Source organism: Achromobacter sp. KK8, assembly GCF_054188005.1.
The window spans coordinates 1,978,907-1,999,447 of the sequence record NZ_CM135178.1; the positions used below are offsets into that span (position 1 = coordinate 1,978,907).

Below are 20,541 nucleotides of genomic sequence, written 5' to 3' on the forward strand. Positions count from 1 at the left end.
CCTTTCCCCGAATCCCATGTCCGCACACGAACCCATCGGCCACGGCCTGAACCCCGCGCAGAAAGAGGCGGTGCTGTACCTGGACGGTCCCTGCCTGGTGCTGGCCGGCGCCGGCAGTGGCAAGACGCGCGTCATCACGCAGAAGATCGCCTACCTGCTGCGCGAATGCGGCTACATGGGCCGCAACGTGGTGGCGCTGACCTTCACCAACAAGGCCGCGCGCGAAATGGACGAGCGCGTCAGGACGCTGGTGGACCGCAAGCTGGGCAAGGGCCTGACCATCAGTACCTTCCACTCGCTGGGCGTGAAGCTCCTGCGCGAAGAGGCGCGCAACGCGGGTCTCAAGCCGACGTTCTCGATCCTCGACGCCGATGACGCCATGGCGATCATCCAGGAATTGCTGGCCACCACCGACAAGGGCCGCCTGCGCCACGTGCAGGGCATCATCTCGCTGTGGAAGAACGCGCTGATGGAGCCCGACGATGCCGCGCGTGAAGCCATCACGCCGGGCGACGTCGAGGCAGCCAACGTCTACCGCAGCTACGCCGCCACGCTGGCCGCCTACCAGGCGGTGGACTTCGACGACCTGATCCGCATCCCGGCCATCCTGCTGGCCAACAACGAAGAAGTGCGCACGCGCTGGCAGAACCGCGTGCGCTACCTGCTGGTCGACGAGTACCAGGACACCAACGTCTGCCAGTACCGCCTGGTGCAGCTGTTGACCGGCCCGCGCGCCATGTTCACCGCGGTGGGAGACGATGACCAGGCCATCTACGCCTGGCGCGGCGCCACCATCGAGAACCTGGCCAAGCTGACCACCGACTATCCGAACCTCAAGCTCATCAAGCTGGAGCAGAACTACCGTTCGGTGCAGCGCATCCTGGCCGCGGCCAACCAGGTGATCGAGAAGAACCCCAAGCTGTTCGAGAAGAAGCTGTGGTCGGACCTGGGCGTGGGCGAGCCGATCCTGGTGTCGGCGATGGACGGCGAGGAACACGAGGCCGAGTCCATCGCCATGAAAATCTCGGCCTCGCGCTTCGAGCGCCAGGCGCAGTGGAAGGACTTCGCCATCCTGTATCGCGGCAACCACCAGTCGCGCATCCTGGAGCAGGCGCTGCGCAACCTGAAGATCCCGTACACGATCGCGGGCGGCCAGAGCTTTTTCGACAAGGCCGAGGTGCGCGACATCCTGGCCTATCTGCGGCTGCTGGCCAACGACGAGGACGATCCGGCCTTCATCCGCGCCGCCACCACGCCCAAGCGCGGCATCGGCCAGGCCACGCTGCAGACGCTGGGCCAGTATGCCGCCAGCCGCGAGCTGTCGCTGCTGGCGGCGGTCGACGAGACCGGGCTGGAAAGCCTGCTGGCGCCGCGCCAGCTCGAACCGCTGCGCACCTTCACCGAATTCATCCGCCGCATGCAGTGGCGCGCCGGCCGTGGCGCCACCGCCGGCGCCGATGGCGCGCCGGCCGAACCCGCCGGCGTGATCCTGGACGACCTGGTGCAGGCGATCCAGTACGAACGCCATCTGTTCGAGCTGTTCGATGAGCGGCCGGCGCAGACCCGCTGGCAGAACGTGCTGGAACTGACCGGTTGGCTCAAGCGCAAGGCCGAAGAGGACAACATGTCGCTGTTCGAGCTGGTGCAGCACGTGGCGCTGGTGACCATGCTCGAGCGGGGCGAGGAAGAGGAACCGGACGCGGTCAAGATGTCGACGCTGCATGCCTCCAAGGGCCTGGAGTATCCGCACGTGTACCTGGCGGGCGTCGAAGAAGGCCTGCTGCCGCACCTGGGCAAGGACGACGAAGTCGGCGACCCGGCGCGCGCCGCCGAGAATCTGGCCACCCGCATCCAGGAAGAACGGCGGCTGATGTACGTGGGGATCACCCGCGCCCAGCGCAGCCTCAACCTGAGCTGGTGCAAGCGCCGCCGCCGCGCGCGCGAGGACCTGGTGCGCGAGCCGTCGCGTTTCATCGAGGAAATGGGCCTGGACGCCCCGGGCATCCAGGAAGACGAGGCCACCGCGGCCATGAATCCCAAGGAGCGCATGGCCATGCTCAAGGCCTTGCTGAAGAAATAGCGCCGCAATAAATTACATGACGGGAGGCGCGTCCAGGACCTATACCTGCCGCTTTGCATCATGGCGCCAACGATGAAGGACGATGTGCGTTACCAAGCGGTGTCCGGCACGCCCGGCCTGGTGCTGGGCGTGGCGCGCCTGGTCGACTTCCAGTTTGACCGGCACTACCACGTCGACTATCACGTCGGCCTGGTGACCCAGGGCGTGCAGCGCCAGACCTTCCGTGGCCGCAGCACGCTGCTGGGGCCGGGCGGTATCGCCCTGATGCCTCCCGGCGAGGTGCATGACGGTGCTGGCGTGGCCGACTATGGCCAGTCGTATACCCTGAAGACCTTCCGCATCGCGCCCGAGCTGATGCGCGATTTCATCGCCGAGGTATCGGGCGGCGCGCCGGACGAACGCTTCCTGGGCACCCTGATCGAGGATCGCGCGCTGGCGGCCCGCTTCGTGGCGCTGCACGCATCCTGGATGGCGGACGCGGCCGCCGGACCGCTGGCGCACGAGGCCGCGTCGCTGGCGTTGATGGGCGCGCTGTTCGCGCGCACCGGCACGGTGGCGCCGCAGGCGGTGCGCGGCGGCCTGTCGCCCGCGCACCAGCGGACGGTGCTGGACTACTGCCAGGGCCATCTGGGCGACAAGATCGGGCTGGAAGACCTGGCCCGGCTGTGCGGGCTGAGCCGCTACCAGTTCCTACGCCGCTTCGCGCTGTCGGTGGGCCTGACGCCGCACGCCTGGCTGACGCGGTTGCGCCTGGAACGGGCCTGCGCCGCGCTGGCGCGCGCGCCAGCCACGATCGCGCAGGTCGCGGCCGATGTCGGCTTCTACGACCAAAGCCATTTCAATCGGGCCTTCCGCGCCGCCTACGGGGTGCCTCCCTCGGCCTACCGGCGCGCGGCTTGAGCGGGGCGCAGCCCCGGGGCATCCCTACCGCGCCAGCGCCCGCAATGCCGCCAGGAAATGATCGACATCCTGCTCGCGGGTGCTGAACGAGGTGACCAGCCGCGCCACGCCCGGGCCCCAGCGGTCATGGTAGAAGCGAAAGCCCTGCGCCAGCAGGCCGTCGATGGCCGCGGCCGGCAACTGGCAGAACAGGATGTTGGCCTGGACAGGTCCCTGCAAGGCCACGCCGGGCAGGCCGTCCATGCCGGCCGCCAACCGCGCCGCCATGGCGTTGGCCTGGCGCGCATTGTCCAGCCACAGGTCGTCCGCCAGATACGCTTCCATCTGCGCCGACAGCAGCCGCATCTTCGAGAACAGGTGGCCGCCGCGCTTGCGCCGGTAGGCCAGTTCCGTGGCGCGCCCCGGCTCGAACAGCACGATGGCCTCGGCGCCCAGCACGCCGTTCTTGGTGGCGCCGAACGACAGCGCCGCGACGCCTGCCTTCCAGGTCATTTCCGCGGGCGTGCAGCCCAGGCTGACCAGCGCATTGGCGAAGCGCGCGCCATCCATGTGCAGGGGCAGCCCGGCGTCGCGGCAGATGGCGCCGATGGCCTGGATCTCGTCCAGCGAGTAGACGCTGCCGGTCTCGGTGGCCTGGGTGATGCTGACGCAGGCGGGCGGCATCGAATGCACGTCGCCGGCCTTGCGGTGCGCTTCATGCGCCAGCTGCCCGGGGTCGAGCTTGGAGGCGGCGCCATCGAGCAGCGCCAGGCGCGCGCCGCCGCTGTAGAACTGGGGCGCGCCGCATTCATCGTTGGCGATGTGGCTGTGCGCATGGCACAGCACGCTGCCCCAGGGCGGCGTCAGCGCCGCCAGCGACAGCGAATTGGCGGCGGTGCCGGTGGGCACCAGCAGCACGTCGACCTCGTGCTCGAAGATCTCGGCCAGGCGGCGTTCGACCCGCAGGGTGATGTCGTCGGCGCCGTAGGCGGGAGCCTGTCCCTCATTGGCGTGCAGCAGCGCGGCCAGTATCTGCGGGCTGGCGCCGGCGGTGTTGTCACTGGCGAAGCCCAGCTGTGGCGAAGGTGAGGCGGGGGTGTCCAAGGCGGATGCTCCGGCGATACAGACAAGCCTCGGACTATGCCCGGCCCGGACGGCGCCGACTTGTAGAAAATTGCGCCCCGCTCCTACACTGGGACCGGCCCGCCGCCACTGGCCGGGCCGGTTTCCAAGGAGCGCATCATGTGCCGCTGGTTGGCTTATACCGGGAGTCCCCTGCAAATGGAGAGCGTGCTGTTCAAGGCCACGCACTCGCTGATCGACCAGAGCCTGCATGCGCGCATGGGCGCCACCACCACCAACGGCGACGGTTTCGGCCTGGGCTGGTACGGCCGGCCGCCCGAACCGCCGTTCCGCTACCGCAGCGTGCATCCGGCCTGGAACGACCGCAACCTGCGCGAGGCGGCGCGCGCCATCCATTCGCCGCTGTTCGTGGCCCACATCCGCGCCGCCACCGACACGCCGGCGCAGGAAACCAATTGCCATCCGTTCCGCCATGGCAACTGGCTGTTCGTGCACAACGGCGTGATCCGCGACTATCCGCTGCTGCGGCGCGATCTGATGCTGATGATCGCGCCCGCGTATTTCGGTTCATTGGAGGGTTCGACCGATTCCGAGGTGATGTTCCTGCTGGCGCTGACCTTCGGCCTGGAAGAAGATCCGCTGCCGGCGCTGGCGCGCATGGTGGGGGCGGTCGAGGAAACCGGCCGGCGCCACGGCGTGGCACGGCCGATCAACATGACGGTCTGCGCCCTGGACGGCGAGCGCCTGATCGCGGTGCGCTATTCCAGCGAGCGCGATTCGCGCACGCTGTTCCACAACACCTGCGTGCGGCACCTGCGCGAGCTTTATCCCGACGACCCGAAGGTCGCGGCGCTGGACGACGACGCCTTCCTGCTGCTGTCCGAGCCGCTGAGCGAGATGCCGGGCGCCTGGGAAGAGGTGCCCGAATCCACCGCCATCATCGCCGGCCGCGGCCGGGTGGATCACTATCCGTTCGTGCCGGTGCCGCCGGGCGCCTGAAGCCCGTAGCGCGGCGCTGGCGTGTTGCGTGACAGCTCCGGCCCCAGGGCCTGGCGCGCGGCTTCCAGGCGTTCCAGCAGGGCCGGATCGGTCAGCGAAGGAATGGTGATGAACTCACCTTGGTCCAGGCCCGCCAGGGCGCTGCGCACCATGTCGTCCGCGCTCATCACGATGGCGGCCGGCAACTCGCTGGCCGGCCTGCCTGCCAGGTCCCAGAACTCGGTGCCGGTGGCGCCGGGCAGCACCGCCTGGACGCGCAGGCCCTTGTCCGCCAGTTCGTGGCGCAGCGACTGCGAGTAGGCCAGCACATAGGCCTTGCTGGCGCCGTAGACGCCGTTCAGCAGCTCGGGGTGCAGACCGACGATCGACGCAATGTTGATGATGGTGCCGCCACCGCGCGCCACGAAGGCGGGCGCCGCGGCCATGGTCAGGTGGGTGAGGGCGCTGATGTTCAGGTCGATCATGGCCTGCATCTGGCCGGGCTCGGATTGCAGCAGCGGCGCCACCGCGCCGATGCCGGCGTTGTTCACCAGCAGGGTCAGCGTGTCGTCCTCGCGCAGCGCCTGCGCCACGCGTTGCACGCCGTCGGCCCGGGACAGGTCGGCCGGCAGCACGCGCACGTCGCGGCCGGTCTCGGCGCGCAGGCGCGCGGCCAGGGTTTCCAGGCGTTCGACGTTGCGCGCCACCAGCGTCAGATCGTGGCCGCGCAGGGCCAGATGATGGGCGTAGCGCGCGCCGATGCCGGATGAGGCGCCGGTGACCAGGGCGCGGCCGGGAATGTTGCCAAGCGGGGTGTTGCTCATGAGATGTGCTCCGAAAAGAGGGACGGCGGGTTGTGCCGGTACGCTTGCAGAGTAGAGTCGGGATGGAATATCCTCAATGACATAGAAACGTCTTTTTCAGACATACGGCAAGAACGGACGGCGCCGCCATGAAAACCATCGCGATCCTGTTGCACCCTGGGTTCCAGCTCATGAGCCTGGCGGCCAGCGCCGTCTTCGAGATGGCCAACCGGCAGACCGGCGAGCCGGCCTATCGGGTCGTCCTGGTGTCCGAGCATGGCGGCCCCGTGGCCAGTTCGCTGGGGTTCGCGCAGGACACCATCGGGCTGGGGCGACGCACCTTCGACACCTTGATCGTCGCAGGCGACAACACTGCCGAAGGCGCTTCCGACAGCCTGTTGCGCGCGCTGCGCGGCGCCAGCCGGCGGGTGCGCCGCTGCGCCTCGATGTGCACCGGCGCATTCGTGCTGGCGCAGGCCGGCCTGCTCGATGGCCGGCGCGCCACCACCCACTGGTTCTATGCGCGCCGCCTGCAACGCGAGTACCCGCGCGTCAAGGTGGACGAGGACCGCATCTTCGTGGCCGACGGCCCGATCTGGACGTCAGCGGGCATGAGCGCGGGCATCGACCTGGCGCTGGCCATGGTGGAAGCGGACCTGGGGGCGGAAATGGCGCGCGCCGTGGCGCGCAAGCTGGTGCTGACGCAACGCCGCGCGGGCGGGCAGTCGCAGTATTCGGCGTTGCTGGAGCTGGATGCCAAGTCCGACCGGGTGCAGACGGCGCTGGCCTACGCCAAGGCCAACCTGAAGGCGGAATTGTCGGTGGAGGAACTGGCCCGCGCCGCGCATTTGAGCCCGCGCCAGTTCAGCCGCGTGTTCCGCCAGGAAACGGGCCAGTCTCCGGCCAAGGCGGTGGAACATCTGCGGCTGGAAGCGGCGCAGGACATGATGCAGTCCGGCCGCCACGCGGCCGGGGTGGTGGCGCGCGAAACCGGCTTTGGCGACCGCGACCGCATGCGCAAGGCTTTTCTGCGCGCGTTCGGCCAGTCGCCGCAGGCGATGCGGCGGTTGCTGCACGCCTGACGACGGCGCCGCGCCGCGGGCCCGCCCGATCAGTGCCCCGTGTGCAGCGCCGGGTTCAAGGTGCCCCAGGCCGCCGTGCGCACCAGCGTCTCGACCGCGCCGGTCTGCGAGTTGCGGCGGAACAGCAGCCCGTGCTGGCCGGCCAGCTCCACGGCCTTCACCACCGCGCCTTCCGGCGTCAGCACGCGCGTGCCGGCGGTGATGTAGCAGCCGGCCTCAACCACGCAGTCGTCGCCCAGCGAAATGCCGATGCCGGAGTTGGCGCCCAGCAGGCAGCGCTTGCCGATCGCCACGACCTGTTTGCCGCCGCCGGACATGGTGCCCATGATGGAGGCGCCGCCGCCGATGTCGGTGCCGTCGTCGACGATGACGCCGGCGCTGATGCGGCCTTCGACCATCGACGCGCCCAGGGTGCCGGCGTTGAAGTTGCAGAAGCCTTCGTGCAGCACGGTGGTGCCGGCCGCCAGGTGCGCGCCGAGCCGCACGCGGGCGGTGTCGGCGATGCGCACGCCGGCGGGCACGACGTAGTCGGTCATGCGCGGGATCTTGTCGACGCCGCGGATTTCCAGGACCTGCCCGGTGGCGCGCAGTTGCCAGCGCAGCGCCTCGACCTGGTCGACGGCGCACGGCCCGGCCGAAGTCCACGCGACGTTGGCGAGCACGTTGAACAGCCCGTCCAGGTTGACGCCATGCGGCCGGACCAGCCGATGGCTGAGCAGGTGCAGCCGCAGGTAGGCGTCATGCGCGTCGGCGGGCGGGGCGTCGAGCGAGGCGATGGCGGTGCGCACGGCGACGATGTCGACCTTGCGCCGCGTGTCGCGCCCGAGCGAGGTGGGCACGTACTCGCCCAGCGCCGCGCGGGCTTCCTCCGGCGTCAGGTGCCGGGTTCCGCCCGCCGGCGTGTGGTCGGCCAGGGACGGGCGCGGATACCAGGTGTCCAGGATGGCGCCGTCGGCGGCGATCGTGGCCAGGCCGTAGGCGATGGCGCTGCTTGCGGGGTTTTCTTGCATGGCGTGTTTTTCTGCTGGGCCTCTCTCGGCGAACATTTTAGGGCCAGTTGACCGCGGGCAGGGGCCTTGATCGCCTGTCACATTCGCCAGCCACCCTAGCGCAGATCCGGGCGCACGGCGCGTGCGCCGACGACTGAAACGACAATGGGAGGCCGCCATGGAGAATGGGCTCGAACGCGATACGGATGCGTTGCAGCGCCAAATGCGCCTGCAGGAAGACCTGATCGATAGCCTGGACGAAGAGCTGGAGATGGAACTGGACGACTGGCGGGTGGGCAATGGCGCCGCCGGCGGCGACAGCTGGCACGCGCAGCGGCGGCTGTACTTTCGCGAGCTGTTGCGGCTGCAGGGCGAGCTGGTCAAGCTGCAGGATTGGGTGATGCATGGCGGCCACCGCCTGGTGGTGCTGTTCGAAGGGCGCGACGCGGCCGGCAAGGGCGGCGTCATCAAGCGTATCACGCAGCGCCTGAATCCGCGGGTGTGCCGGGTGGCCGCGCTGCCCGCGCCGACCTCGCGCGAACGCACGCAATGGTATTTCCAGCGCTATGCCGCGCACCTGCCCGCCGCCGGCGAGATCGTCCTGTTCGACCGCAGCTGGTACAACCGGGCCGGGGTGGAGCGCGTGATGGGGTTCTGCAGCGATGCCGAGTACGAGGAATTCTTCCGTTCGGTGCCCGAATTCGAGAAGATGCTGGTGCGCAGCGGGATCCAGATCATCAAGTACTGGTTCTCGGTGTCGGACAATGAACAGGAATCGCGCTTCCAGAGCCGTATCGACGATCCGCTCAAGCAATGGAAGCTCAGCCCGATGGACCTGGAAAGCCGGCGCCGCTGGGAGGCCTACACGCAGGCCAAGGAAGTCATGCTGGAGCGCTCGCACATTCCGGAATCGCCCTGGTGGGTAGTGCGCGCCGACGACAAGAAGAAGGCGCGGCTGAACTGCATCAGCCACCTGCTGGAACAGGTGCCCTACCAGGCGGTGTCACATGCCGACGTGGTGCTGCCCGAACGCGTCCATCACGAGGACTACCTGCGCCATCCGGTGCCCGAAGAGATGTTCGTGCCGGAGAAGTACTAGGCGGGCGCCGCCCGCGCTGCGCACCGCGCGGGCGCGTGATGCGGGCGGGCCGTGGCCACGGCCCGCCGCTTCATCGGACCGGCGTTACGCCAGTTCCTTCAACAGCAGCTCCCAGAACTTCAGGCGCTGTTCCAGCGTCGATACCAGGATGTACTCGTTCAGCGTGTGCGCGCCGTCGCCATCGGCGCCCAGGCCGTCCAGCGTCGGAATCCCCATGGCCGAAGTGAAGTTGGCGTCGCTGCCGCCGCCGGTCATCGGCGCGTCTTCCAGCAGGAAACCGGCGCGTTCCGCGTAGCCCTGCACCAGCGCCAGCAGCGCGGCGGCTTCCTCGGTCTTCACCATCGGCGGGCGGTTCAGTTCCACGTCGATGTCCAGTTCCACGTCCGGGCCCACCGCGCACAGCTCGCGCATGCGGCGCAGCACGTCTTCGGCCGCGCCCATGTCGGGCACGCGGAAGTCCACCACGCAGCGGCACAGCGCCGGCACGGTGTTGGTCACGGTGCCGCCGGCGATGGTGCCCACGCTCACGGTGATGCCGCGCTCGTAGTCCGTCATCGCTTCCAGCGCCAGCACCTGGTGCGCCATTTCGCGGATCGCGCTGCGGCCCTTCTCGTGCTGCATGCCGGCATGGGCCGGGCGGCCCTTGACGTTCAGGTTCAGCATGCCGGTGCCCTTGCGCGCCGTCACGCACTTGCCGCCGTTCGGGCGGGCCGGTTCGCACACCAGCGCGTACTTGGCGTTGGCGGCGAAACGCTCGATGTGCGCGCGCGAGGCGTGGCTGCCGGTTTCCTCGTCGGGCACCACCAGGAAGTCCACCGGCAGTTGCGTCGCGCCGGGGCGGGCGACCCCGGCCAGGGCGGTCAGCGCCAGGTAGATGCCGGCCTTCATGTCATAGCTGCCGGGGCCGTAGAGGCGGTCGCCGTCGATGCGCACCGGGTTCTCCAGCAGCGTGCCGACCGGGTGCACCGTGTCCATGTGCGCCAGGATCAGGATGCCGGGGCGGGTGTCGCTAGCGGCGCGGTTGGTGGCGTACAGCAGCGGGCCGGTGGCGGGGCCGAGCGACGACAGTTCCACCGTCAGGCCGGCCGCGGCGGCGTAGTCGGCGATGATGCGGGCCATGGCGGCGATGCCGTCGGGGAAGTTCGAGGGCGATTCGCATTGCAGCCAGCTCTGGATGCCGGCGACGAGTTGTTCAGTGCGGGAAGTGGACATGGCGATTCTGCTAGCGGGAATGAAAGGGAACGTTCAAGCGACCTGCTGGCCGGCCAGGCGCGCCAGCTCGGCGTCGCTCGGCATGCCGCCCTCGAACCAAAGGCTGGCGCAGACCGCGGACATGGCGCGGCCGTCGTGGCCGATGCCGGGCACCACCTGCAGCGTCCAGTTGAACGGCACGCCGCGGCGCTCGGCTTCCTTGCGGCCGGCCTCGAAGTAGTTGTGGGCGCGGGCGAAGCGGTGCGGGCCTTGGCGCATGGCGGCCGGTTCCGACGGCAGGTTGGGGTCGTCGGTGGCGATGTCCTGGTCGCCGGCCAGGATGGTCATCGGATAGGCCAGCAGCTTGACCAGGTGGTCTTCGGTCAGGCCGACGCCGTCCATGCCTTCGGGGAACGGATAATCGAATGTCGGCAGGGTGTACCAGCCGGGGTTGCCCGCGGTCACCGCCTTGAACGGCGCGTGCGACTGGCTGCTCATCAGGCGGTGCACGAACTGGCCGCCGGCCGAGTGGCCGAACAGGTAGACGTTCTCGCCATCGGTGATCTCGGCCGCGATCATGTCGCGGATCACGTTGCCGACCAGCGCATAGGTCCAGCCGTCGATGTGGCGCGGGTTGCCGCCGGCCGAGAACACGCGGCCGTTGTTGTAGCTTTCCACGCCCGGCCAGATCTCGTTGGAGAAGGTCAGCGCCACGATCAGCAGCTTGTGCTTGTCGGCGGCCTCGACCCAGAAGTCGCGGTATTCGTCGCCGTTGCGCAGCACGCCGTGCTGCACGATCACCACCGGGCGGTCCGGGGTGTAGCCGTAGGGGCGGTAGGTCTGCAGCTTGAACGGGCGATCGGAATTGCGATCCTCGTCGATATAGGTGATGGCGTTGCGGCCGGCATGGCCCATTTCGATGGCGATGCGGTCCACGTTGGACATGTCAGAGGGTTTCATGGCGTTCAGGCGGTGGCTTCGTTCAGGTGGCAGGCCGACCAGTGGCCCGGAGAGATTTCCTTCAGCGTCGGCGCCTGCTCGCGGCAGCGCGGCATGGCGTGCGGGCAGCGCGGGTTGAAGGTACAGCCCGACGGCGGGTTCAGCGGCGACGGGATCTCGCCCTTGATCGGCGTGAACTTGCGGCCGCGGCGGGCCACGTCCGGCACCTCGGCCATCAGGGCCTGGGTGTACGGATGGTTGGCGCGCGCGAAGATCTCGGCCGAGGTGGAGATCTCGACGATCTTGCCCAGGTACATGATAGCCACGCGATCCGAGATGTGGCGCACCACGCCCAGGTCGTGGCTGATGAAGAGGTAGGTGAAACCGTGCTGCTCGCGCAGGTCCATGAACAGGTTGATCACCTGCGCCTGGATCGACACGTCCAGCGCCGCCACCGGTTCGTCGCACACCAGGAACTTGGGCGCCACCATCAGCGCGCGGGCGATGCCGATGCGCTGGCGCTGGCCGCCGGAGATCTGATGCGGGAAGCGATCGCGGTATTCCGTGTCCAGGCCCACTTCCTTCAGGGCCTGGTCGATGCGCGCGGGAATCTCGGCCGGCGGCGCCAGCTTGTGCACCTTGAGCGATTCGCCCAGGATCTGGCGCAGGCGCTGGCGCGGATTGAGCGAGGCCTGTGGGTCCTGGAAGATCATCTGCACGCCCAGCGTGTAGGCCAGCCTGTCGGCGCCGCGCAGGCGGCGGGCATCCTGGCCTTGATAGAGCAGGTCGCCTTCGGTCTGGCGGTGCAGGCCGGCGACGACGCGGCCCAGGGTGGACTTGCCGCAGCCGGACTCGCCCACCAGGCCGACGACTTCGCCGCGGCCGATGCGCAGGTCGACGCCGTTGACGGCATACACGGTGCGGCGGTCGATCGGGCGGCCGCCCAGGGCCAGGATGCGCTGGGCCAGGTCGGGACGCTGTTCGAAGCGCTTGTGGACGTTCCTGAGCTCGATGACAGGGGTATCGGCTTGACTCATGCTTGCTCGGCCTCGCGGGCGATCGGGACGTAACAGCGATAGCTGCGCGAACCTTCGGTGGTAACGGTGGGGGCTTGCTCGGTGCAGCGCGTGACCGCGTGGGTGCAGCGCGGCCGGAAGGCACAGCCCGACGGGCGGCCGGCCAGGCTGGGCGCCATGCCGTTGATCTGGTGCAGGCGCGCGCCCGGCGTGGTGGCGCCAGGCATCGAGTCCAGCAGGCCGCGGGTATAAGGATGGCGCGGCGCGTCCAGCACCTGTTCGACCGGGCCGCTCTCGACGATGCGGCCGGCGTACATGACCGCGACGCGGTCGGCCAGCTCGGCCACCACGCCCAGGTCGTGGGTGATCCAGATCAGCGCCGTGTTGTGCTCGCGGCAGATCTCCTGCATGCGGTACAGGATCTGGCCCTGGATGGTCACGTCCAGCGCCGTGGTCGGTTCGTCGCAGATGATCAGGTCGGGCTTGTTGAGCATGGCGATGGCGATCGCCACGCGCTGGCGCATGCCGCCCGAGAATTCGTGCGGGTAGCTCTTCAGGCGCTTTTCCGGCGACGGGATGCCGACCATGGCCAGCGCCTCGCGGCAGCGCTCCAGCGCTTCGGCGCGCGGCACGTCCTCGTGCGTCAGGATGGCCTCCATCATCTGCTCGCCGATGCGCAGCACCGGATTGAGCGTCATCAGCGGGTCCTGGAATATCATGGCGATGCGGTTGCCGCGCAACTGGCGCATCTGCTCTTCGGAGAGCTTGCGCAAGTCGTTGCCCTTGAACTTCACTTCGCCGTCGACGACTTCCCCGGGCGGATCGATCAGCCCCAGCAGTGAAAAGCCGGTGACCGACTTGCCCGAGCCGGACTCGCCGACCAGGCCCACGATCTCGCCGCGGCGCACGGTCAGGTCGACGCCGTCGACCGCCAGCCAGGCGCCGGCCTCGGTATGGAATGCGGTGCGCAGGCCGCGCACTTCTAGAAGCGTGTCATTCATATCATTTGTCCATTGCACCGGCCGCCAAGCATGCAGAGGCCTTGCCCAATCGGGATGCCGCGGAGCCGGCTCCGCCGGTCCGCTGGCATGCCCCCTTGAGGGGGGAGCGCGAAGCGCTTCGGGGGTGGGTCATTTCCTCGGGTCCAGGCTTTCGCGCAGGCGGTCGCCCACGATGTTGATGGAGAGAATCAGCAACAGCAGCGCAATGCCCGGGAACAGGCTGATCCAATAGTCGCCCGACAGCAGGTACTGGAAGCCGTTGGAGATCAGCAGGCCCAGCGAGGGTTCGGTGATCGGCACGCCGACGCCCAGGAACGACAGCGTCGCTTCCAGCGCGATGGCGGTGGCGATCTGGATGGTGGCGAACACCATGACGGGGCCCAGGCAGTTGGGCAGCAGGTGGAACACCATGATGCGCCAGGCCGGGAAGCCCAGGTTGGCGGCGGCCTCGACGTATTCCTTGCGCCGTTCCTGCAGCGCGCGGCTGCGCATGATGCGGGCATAGTGGCCCCACTGCACCAGCACCAGCGCCAGGATCACCTTGTCGACCCCGCGCCCCAGCACCACCAGCAGCACCAGCGCCACCAGGATGGTCGGGAAACCCAGGATGAAGTCGACGATGCGCATCAGCACGGTATCGACCAGGCCGCCGACATAGGCGGCCACCAGGCCGACCGCGCCGCCCACGGCGGTGGCCAGCATCACGGCCGACAGGCCCACCATCAGGCTGATGCGCAGGCCGTACAGGATGGCGCTGAGCATGTCGCGGCCCTGGTCGTCGGTGCCGAGCCAGGCGATGCTGCCGTCCATCAGCGCCTGGCGCGGCGCCAGGCGGCCGTCCATCAGCGACAGGTTGGCCAGGTCATAGGGGTTCTGCGGCGCGAAGTAGGGCGCGAACACCACCAGCAGCACCAGGATGGCCAGCGCGATGACCGAGCCGCGCACGGTCGGGCGGGCCCGCAGTTTCTTCAGGATCGAGGCGCGCTTGGGCGTATCGGCCAGGGGCTGGACGGTACGGGTGCGGCCGGTATTGGGAGATTGAGCCATGGCGATTATTGAGCGGGGGTCACGAGCTGCACGCGCGGATCGAGCGCGGCGTACAGGATGTCCACAACCAGGTTGATGACCACGAAGATCAGGGTGACCAGCATCACGTACGCGACCACCACGGGCCGGTCGAGCTGGTAGACGCTGTCGATGAGCAGCTTGCCCATGCCGGGCCACGCGAACACGGTTTCGGTGATGGTGGAATAGGCGATCAGGCTGCCGAATTCCATGCCGATGACGGTGACCACCGGGATCAGGATGTTGCGCAGGATGTGGCGGCGCACGATGCGGCCGGGCTTGATGCCCTTGGCGCGCGCGAACTTCACGTAGTCCTGGCTGCGGGCCTCGACCACGCCTGAGGCGGTCAGGCGCAGCACCAGCGCGATGTTGGCCAGCGCCAGGTTGATGGCCGGCATGATCAGGTGCGACCAGCCGTCGGCCGTCAGGATCGACAGGCGCACGCCCAGCACCGTCACGGTGTCGCCGCGGCCGGTGGCGGGCAGCCAGCCGAGCCACACCGCGAACAGCAGGATCAGCATCATGCCCTGCCAGAAGTTGGGCAGCGAGAAGCCCAGCACCGACGAGGCCATGATGCCGCGGCCCAGGGGCTCATCGCGGTACAGGCCGGCCACCAGGCCCAGCGGAATGCCGATCACACAGGTCAGGCCGATGGCCACGATCACCAGTTCGAAGGTGGCGGGGATGCGCTGCACGATCAACTCGATGGCCGGGATGCCGTGCACGAACGAGGTGCCCAGGTCGCCGTGCAGCGCGCGCCACAGGAACCCTGTGTATTGCTGCCACACGGGCAGGTCCAGGCCGAGGCGGGCGATCATCGCCTCGCGCGCCGCCTGGCTGGCTTCGGGGCTGACCAGCAGCTCGATCGGGTCGCCCACGGCATACACCGCGAAGAAGACCACGACCGAGACGGCCAGCAGCACGAACAGACTCTGGATCAGTCTGCGTAGGATGAAAAGGGCCACGTGATATTTCCTTGGTGGGCTCGGGGTTGCAGGCGCCGCAAACGGCGATCTTAATTGGCGGGCTTGGCCGACATGGCCAGGGTGTATTGGTCGGCGCGGCCTTCGTACGCCAGGCCCTTGCGGAATGCCCAGATGCTGCTTTCGAAATGCAGCGGAATGCTGGGCAGGTCGGCCAGCGCCAGCGTCAGGGATTCCTGCAGCAGCTTCTCACGCACCGCCGGATCGACGGTGGTCAGCGCGCGCTTGAAGACCTTGTCGAAGGCCGGATTGTCATAGCCGCCGTAGTTGCTGGTGCCCAGGCCGTGCTCCTTGTCGAAGGCGCTGACCCAGTACTGCAGGAACGACGAGGCTTCGCCGGTTTCCGACGACCAGCCGCCCATGGCGAAGCTGAACTCGCGCTTGGCGCGCTTGGGGAAGTAGACCGAGCGCGTCATGGCGTCCACGGTCGTCTTGATGCCCACGCGCGACAGGTACTGGGCCACGGCCTGCGAGATCTGCGCGTCGTTGATGTAGCGGTCGTTGGTGGACGAGATGGTCAGCTCGAAGCCGTCCGGGTAGCCGGCCTCGGCCAGCAGCTTCTTGGCGGCGGCCGGATCGTACTTCAGTTCTGGCGGCGGTTGCAGCGTGCCGAACATGCCATCGGGCAGGAACTGGTTGGCCGGCGTGGCGGCGCCGTCCATGATGCGGGCGGCGATGGCCTTGCGGTCGATCGCCATCGAAATGGCGCGGCGCACGCGCACGTCCTGCAGCGGGTTCTTGCCGTCGGCGGCGCGCACCATCGGGCTGGGGCTGCGCGCCACGTCGAACTGGAAGTACACCACCCGCACCGACGGCGTGATGACGTAGCCGAAGCCCGGCGTTTCCGAAATGCGCTTGACGTCGCGCGCGGCGGGGTTCTCGATCAGGTCGAAGTCGCCGGCCAGGAGGCCGGTCAGGCGCGGGCCGGCGGCCGGCACCGGAATCAGCCGCACGTTCGGCCAGGCCGGCTTGTCGCCCCAGTAGGCGTCGTTGCGCGCCAGCTCGATGGCGCTGCCCTTGACGTACGACTTGAGCGTGTACGGGCCGGTGCCGATGGCGGACTTGCCGCTGTTGAAGTCGCTGATGGTGGGCCAGGGGCCGGTCACGCCGCAACCATTCTTGGGATCGAAGCGAATCGGGCCATGCTCGACGATGCCGCTCCACAGCATGGCGTTGCGGGTCAGGTCGTTGGGCAGCAGCGGGTAGGGCAGGTGGGTCTTGATGACCAGCACGTTGCCGTCGCGCACGTCGATGCTGGCCAGCTTCTGCACCACGCTGGCATACGAGCCGCCGATCGATTGTTCGTTGTGCAGCGCGCGGCACAGCGTGAAGATCACGTCATCGGGCGTGAACGGCTGGCCGTTGGAGAACTTCACGCCGTCGCGCAGGGTGAATTCCCAGGTGGTGTCGTCCACCGCCTTCCAGGCGGTCGCCAGCCGCGGCACCAGGTTCATCTTGGCGTCCTGGCCGACCAGGGTCTCGAAGATATGCGAGGTCATCGCGTCGTTAGGCGTGACCTGGTGGTAGTGCGGGTCCATCGCCGTGGGTTCGGACGACAGGCCGATGCGCAGCGTCTGCGGGGCCGACTGGGCCTGGGCCATGGCGCCAGCGGCCAGGGCGGCCGCCAGCGTACAGGTCGATAACGCGCTGCGAATGAAAACGTTTGCGGACATGCTGCTTCCCTTGGTGTTTTTTTATATGAGGCGCCGCGCCATCGAGGGCGCGCCGCGCGAAGAATCAGACGATGGGCTGGGCCAGCCGGACCACGGTGACGCCGGCCCGCAGGTTGGCGGTCGACGGCATGATCAGCACGCAATCATCGTAGGGCGTGGTCACGGCCTCGCCCTCGGACCAGCCGATTACGCTGCCGGCGCGCGCCAGCGTCTCCAGGCCCTTCCAGGGCTCGGCGAAACGGAAGTCGGCGCTCTTGGCGGCGATCGCGTGGGTCACGCGCAGCGCGCGCTGGGCGCTGGCCTGGGGGGCGAACCAGGCGGCGGGCAGGTCGGCCTCGTCCACCGTGCCGGCCGCCACCAGGAAACGCGCCATCTGGTCGAGCGCCACGCCGCGCGCCTCGGGCGCGCCATGGAAGCCGCATTCGATCAGCAGCGAGCGGGTGCCGTTGTCGCCGGCCTCGCCGAAGCGGCCGTAGTCACGCATGCGCACGCCGGCGGCATGGCCGGCGTCGGCGATGATGGTGGCGGGGTTGCCCAGCGACAGGGCCAGGTCGATGTTGCGCTGTTCCATGCCGGTCAGTTGCAGCGGCACGTCGGAATTGCTCATCGAGTGGAAGTCCAGCAGCCAGTCGGCCTGCGCCACCCAGGGCTGGATGGCGGCGGCGCGGCGGCGTTCCTGGCTGATGGGCTGGGCCAGCTTGTCGTCGCTCCAGACCCGGTTCATGTCTTCGTCGACGAAGCGCGCCGGCGCGTAGTTGGCCGGATCGAAGCGGTCGAACGCGGCCAGGTTGCAGAACGCCAGCGTCAGCGAACCGCGGCGCGGGCGCAGGCCGGCGCCCAGCGCGTCCTTCAGGGCCCAGGCGCCGCACAGCTCGTTGCCGTGGACCAGGGCGCTGAGCATCACGCGCTTGCCCGGCACGCCGGAGTCGAAATGCCAGACGCCGGGGGTATCCGTGTTGCCCACGCGCTCGGCCGCCAGATCCGGACAGGCGAGCAAAAAGGGGCGCGGACGGGACGCGGTAGGGGACGAGGACATGGGAACTCCGATCAAGCGAGGGGGATTGTATAAGGGATGGCGCCCGAAGGCGGTCAGGTGGCGGTCAGGCGCTCGCGTTGCGCGGCCACGGCCGCGCCCTGTTCGCCCAGGTCCCAGAACAGGCCGGCCATCACCGCCGCGCCTTCGCGCGCCACGGAGGCGAGCAGGTGTTCGTCGGGGCCGTGCTGGCAACAGGCGGGATAGGAATGCGGCACCCAGATGGTGGGCAGCCCCAGCACTTCCGAGAAAGCGTCGTTGGGCACCGTGCCGCCCAGGTTGGGCAGCAGCGCTGGAGTCTTGCCGGTGGTGGCGGCCAGCGAGGCCACGGCCCAGCGCGCCCACGGATCATCCGGGTCCAGCCGGGTGGCCGGCGTGCCGCGCCGCACGCGGACATTGACCTGCTGCAAGCCCCGCGCGTCCAGGTGCCGCCGCAGGATGCCCTCGGCCTGGCGCCAGTCGGTGCCGACCACGAAGCGCAGGTTGCAGGTGGCGCTGGCGCGTGGCGGGATCGCGCCCACCGGGTTGTCGGGGTTGCCGGTCTTGTAGGCCAGCACTTCCAGCGTGTTCCAGCCGAACAGGCGTTCGGCCAGCGACAGGCCGGGCTCGCCCCAGTCCGGGTCGACGTCGGGCGCGTCGTCGTCCTGGCCCACCTGGATGTCCGCCAGCGCCTGGCGCACCGCGGCCGGAATGGCCGGGGGGCGCAGGCCATCAACCAGCAAGCGGCCGCGCGAATCCACCAGGCTGGCCAGCGCGTTCGCCAGGATGATGCCGGGATTGGGCAGCACGCCGCCCCAGTTGCCAGAGTGGTGGGCGTGGCCGCGCAGGTCAACCGTCAGGTCGAACAGCAGCGTGCCGCGCGATCCCAGGAACAGCGTCGGCAGGTCTGCCGCCAGCCGCGGTCCGTCGGAGGCGATGAAGACGTCCGCCGCCAGCGCTTCGCGCCAGGCGGCGCAGGCCTGGTGCAGGCCGGGCGAGCCGACTTCCTCGCCGCATTCCACCAGCATGCGCAGGTTGAAGCCCAGGCGCCCGCCGCGTTCGGCCCGCACCTGTTCCAGCGCGGTCATGTTGACGCAGTACTGTCCTTTGTTGTCGGCGGTGCCGCGGCCGTACCAGCGATCGCCCTCGGCCGTCAGGCGCCACGGCGCCAGGCCGGCGCGCCACTGTTCGTCGTAGCCGCGCACCACGTCGCCATGGGCGTACATCAGCACGGTGGGCAGGGCCGGGTTCTCGATGCGTTCCGCCAGCAGGAACGGCGGGCCGCCTGCGACCGGGTTGTCCTCGACGCGCCAGGCACAGCCCAGGCTTTCCAGGCGCGGCGCGATCGCCGCGCGCAGGTAGTCGTACAGCGCCTCGCGCTGGTCGGGCTTCTGGCTTTCGGTGCGATGGGCGACCAGCGTTGCCAGGTCGCGCTGCAAGGCGCCGCTCTCGGCATAGGCGGTCGCGCGGCCGATGGCCGCGGCGCGGCTGGCGCTCGGGATTGCTGCTGACACGGACTTCCCCTTTTCTGGCCGGACGCGTCAGGGGGGCGTCCGGCTGGATCGTTGCGCAAATTCTAGGATCAGGGAAGCTTTCTCTACAATTAGAATATTTATCGGAAGCCTTGCAAAAAAGGCAAAGCTTCCTCCTTCATGGATTCACCCCCAACGAGGCGCGAACATGCACGGCATCGCCCTGCGGTACTTTGTCGAAGTGGCCCAGGCGGGCAGCCTGAGCGGCGCGTCCGAGCGCCTGCACGTGGCGGTGTCGGCCATCAGCCGGCAGATCGCCAAGCTGGAGGAAGAGGCGGGCGCGCCCTTGTTCGAGCGCGCCGCGCGCGGCATGGTGCTGAGCGAGGCCGGCCGACTGCTGCTGGCCCACGCGCGCCGCACATTGCTTGAATCGGACTCGGTGCTGCAGGAGATCGCCGCGCTCAAGGGCATGGCGCGCAACGAGATCCGCATGGCGGCGGTGGAGGGCGTGGCGCGCATTTTCCTGCCGTCGGCCATGGCGCGGTTCCGCCGTGATTGGCCCGATGTGCGTTTCGACCTGCACGTGGGCACGCCGGCCGACGTCGCGCGCCGCGTTGCCGAGGGCAGCGTCGAGCTGGGCATGACCTTCAACGTCGAGCGGCTCAGCGGCGTCAGCGTGCGTTATTCGCGGCGCGCGCCGGTACACGCCGTCATGGCCGCGGGCCATCCGCTGGCCGGCCGCAAAAGCGTCAGCCTGCAGGAACTGGGCCGCTACCCGCTGGCGCTGACCGGCCCCGGCACCACCACCCGGCATCTGTTCGAGATGGGCTGCCTGCTGGAGTCGGTGCAGCTTGAACCGACCTTCACCTGCAACGACTCGTCGCCGCTGCACGGCTTCGTGTTCGGCTCCGACGCCATCATGCTCAGCGGCTACATCTCGGTGGCCTGGAGCCTGAAGCGCGACGAACTGGTGGCGGTGCCGATCTCCAACGCGCAGTTGCAGTCGCGCACCTTGCAGCTGCACGTCATGCAGGGGCGCCAGCTGCCGTCCAAGACGGAGGCCTTCATTGCCCTGCTGTCGCGCGAGCTGGATGTGCTGCTGGAGGACGGCCCGGGCGCTTGAGGCAAGACGCGCGGACGCCGGCACAAACAAAAACGGCTGCCCCGAGGGCAGCCGTTTTCATTTTCATGTCGCG

At 68.8% G+C, this 20,541-nt stretch carries 18 protein-coding genes; 6 read left to right on the forward strand and 12 right to left on the reverse strand.

The window, feature by feature from the left end; genetic code table 11:
• The first annotated feature begins 16 nt into the window (after nucleotides 1-16).
• Together ACVN9Z_RS09165 and ACVN9Z_RS09170 are read left to right on the forward strand one after the other, a co-directional pair.
• Nucleotides 17-2,080 (forward strand): UvrD-helicase domain-containing protein, encoded by a 2,064-nt coding sequence (locus tag ACVN9Z_RS09165; RefSeq protein ID WP_006386773.1) that lies wholly within the window; start codon nucleotides 17-19, stop codon nucleotides 2,078-2,080.
• 72 nt (nucleotides 2,081-2,152) lie between these two features.
• Nucleotides 2,153-2,980 carry an AraC family transcriptional regulator gene (locus tag ACVN9Z_RS09170; protein ID WP_024067549.1) on the forward strand — a complete coding sequence of 276 codons (828 nt, stop codon included), beginning with the start codon at nucleotides 2,153-2,155 and terminating at the stop codon, nucleotides 2,978-2,980.
• A gap of 24 nt (nucleotides 2,981-3,004) precedes the next feature.
• On the opposite strand, the gene ACVN9Z_RS09175 is transcribed toward ACVN9Z_RS09170, so the two are convergent.
• The gene (locus tag ACVN9Z_RS09175) at nucleotides 3,005-4,063 is read right to left on the reverse strand and encodes a threonine aldolase family protein (RefSeq protein ID WP_026385151.1); all 1,059 of its coding nucleotides are present in this window, start codon (nucleotides 4,061-4,063) and stop codon (nucleotides 3,005-3,007) included.
• Between the two features lie 138 nt (nucleotides 4,064-4,201).
• Here ACVN9Z_RS09175 and ACVN9Z_RS09180 point away from each other — a divergent pair, with 138 nt between their 5' ends.
• Complete coding sequence (locus tag ACVN9Z_RS09180; RefSeq protein WP_006386776.1) at nucleotides 4,202-5,041, forward strand: class II glutamine amidotransferase; 840 nt, start codon at nucleotides 4,202-4,204, stop codon at nucleotides 5,039-5,041.
• Here ACVN9Z_RS09180 and ACVN9Z_RS09185 read toward each other — a convergent pair.
• Complete coding sequence (locus ACVN9Z_RS09185; protein ID WP_006386777.1) at nucleotides 5,008-5,844, reverse strand: SDR family NAD(P)-dependent oxidoreductase; 837 nt, start codon at nucleotides 5,842-5,844, stop codon at nucleotides 5,008-5,010. The two genes, ACVN9Z_RS09180 and ACVN9Z_RS09185, sit on opposite strands and share 34 nt — an antisense overlap.
• Nucleotides 5,845-5,972: 128 nt before the next feature.
• Between ACVN9Z_RS09185 and ACVN9Z_RS09190 the strand changes: the two genes are divergently transcribed.
• Nucleotides 5,973-6,905: a GlxA family transcriptional regulator gene (locus ACVN9Z_RS09190; protein ID WP_346507125.1), complete on the forward strand. Its 933-nt coding sequence runs from the start codon at nucleotides 5,973-5,975 to the stop codon at nucleotides 6,903-6,905.
• A gap of 29 nt (nucleotides 6,906-6,934) precedes the next feature.
• Here the strand turns inward: ACVN9Z_RS09190 and dapD are convergent, their stop codons facing one another.
• A complete protein-coding gene (gene dapD, locus ACVN9Z_RS09195; protein ID WP_006386779.1) occupies nucleotides 6,935-7,915 on the reverse strand; it encodes a 2,3,4,5-tetrahydropyridine-2,6-dicarboxylate N-succinyltransferase in 981 nt (326 codons plus the stop codon).
• A gap of 157 nt (nucleotides 7,916-8,072) precedes the next feature.
• Between dapD and ppk2 the strand changes: the two genes are divergently transcribed.
• The gene (ppk2, locus tag ACVN9Z_RS09200; RefSeq protein WP_006386780.1) at nucleotides 8,073-8,993 is read left to right on the forward strand and encodes a polyphosphate kinase 2; all 921 of its coding nucleotides are present in this window, start codon (nucleotides 8,073-8,075) and stop codon (nucleotides 8,991-8,993) included.
• A gap of 84 nt (nucleotides 8,994-9,077) precedes the next feature.
• Here ppk2 and ACVN9Z_RS09205 read toward each other — a convergent pair whose 3' ends face one another.
• The 9 genes from ACVN9Z_RS09205 to ACVN9Z_RS09245 all read right to left on the reverse strand — a co-directional run bounded on the left by ACVN9Z_RS09205 (nucleotide 9,078) and on the right by ACVN9Z_RS09245 (nucleotide 19,387).
• Nucleotides 9,078-10,205 (reverse strand): M20 family metallopeptidase, encoded by a 1,128-nt coding sequence (locus ACVN9Z_RS09205; protein ID WP_458213351.1) that lies wholly within the window; start codon nucleotides 10,203-10,205, stop codon nucleotides 9,078-9,080.
• Nucleotides 10,206-10,238: 33 nt separating this feature from the next.
• On the reverse strand, nucleotides 10,239-11,144 hold the full coding sequence (locus ACVN9Z_RS09210) for a prolyl oligopeptidase family serine peptidase (protein ID WP_026385153.1): 906 nt from the start codon (nucleotides 11,142-11,144) through the stop codon (nucleotides 10,239-10,241).
• 5 nt (nucleotides 11,145-11,149) lie between these two features.
• Nucleotides 11,150-12,160: an ABC transporter ATP-binding protein gene (locus tag ACVN9Z_RS09215; protein ID WP_053499008.1), complete on the reverse strand. Its 1,011-nt coding sequence runs from the start codon at nucleotides 12,158-12,160 to the stop codon at nucleotides 11,150-11,152.
• On the reverse strand, nucleotides 12,157-13,140 hold the full coding sequence (locus ACVN9Z_RS09220; RefSeq protein ID WP_006386784.1) for an ABC transporter ATP-binding protein: 984 nt from the start codon (nucleotides 13,138-13,140) through the stop codon (nucleotides 12,157-12,159). The genes ACVN9Z_RS09215 and ACVN9Z_RS09220 overlap by 4 nt, the downstream gene beginning before the upstream one ends.
• A gap of 129 nt (nucleotides 13,141-13,269) precedes the next feature.
• On the reverse strand, nucleotides 13,270-14,187 hold the full coding sequence (locus ACVN9Z_RS09225) for an ABC transporter permease (protein WP_006386785.1): 918 nt from the start codon (nucleotides 14,185-14,187) through the stop codon (nucleotides 13,270-13,272).
• A 5-nt stretch (nucleotides 14,188-14,192) separates the two neighbouring features.
• The gene (locus ACVN9Z_RS09230) at nucleotides 14,193-15,170 is read right to left on the reverse strand and encodes an ABC transporter permease (protein ID WP_006392551.1); all 978 of its coding nucleotides are present in this window, start codon (nucleotides 15,168-15,170) and stop codon (nucleotides 14,193-14,195) included.
• A 50-nt stretch (nucleotides 15,171-15,220) separates the two neighbouring features.
• Nucleotides 15,221-16,861 carry an ABC transporter substrate-binding protein gene (locus ACVN9Z_RS09235; RefSeq protein WP_053499006.1) on the reverse strand — a complete coding sequence of 547 codons (1,641 nt, stop codon included), beginning with the start codon at nucleotides 16,859-16,861 and terminating at the stop codon, nucleotides 15,221-15,223.
• A gap of 64 nt (nucleotides 16,862-16,925) precedes the next feature.
• Nucleotides 16,926-17,897, reverse strand: a complete 972-nt coding sequence (locus ACVN9Z_RS09240) for a M14 family metallopeptidase (RefSeq protein ID WP_060720791.1) — start codon at nucleotides 17,895-17,897, stop codon at nucleotides 16,926-16,928.
• Between the two features lie 53 nt (nucleotides 17,898-17,950).
• Nucleotides 17,951-19,387: a M20 family metallopeptidase gene (locus ACVN9Z_RS09245; protein WP_421721649.1), complete on the reverse strand. Its 1,437-nt coding sequence runs from the start codon at nucleotides 19,385-19,387 to the stop codon at nucleotides 17,951-17,953.
• Between the two features lie 166 nt (nucleotides 19,388-19,553).
• On the opposite strand from ACVN9Z_RS09245, the gene ACVN9Z_RS09250 reads away from it, so the two are divergent.
• Nucleotides 19,554-20,468 carry a LysR family transcriptional regulator gene (locus tag ACVN9Z_RS09250; protein WP_024067556.1) on the forward strand — a complete coding sequence of 305 codons (915 nt, stop codon included), beginning with the start codon at nucleotides 19,554-19,556 and terminating at the stop codon, nucleotides 20,466-20,468.
• The last annotated feature ends 73 nt before the right edge of the window (nucleotides 20,469-20,541 follow it).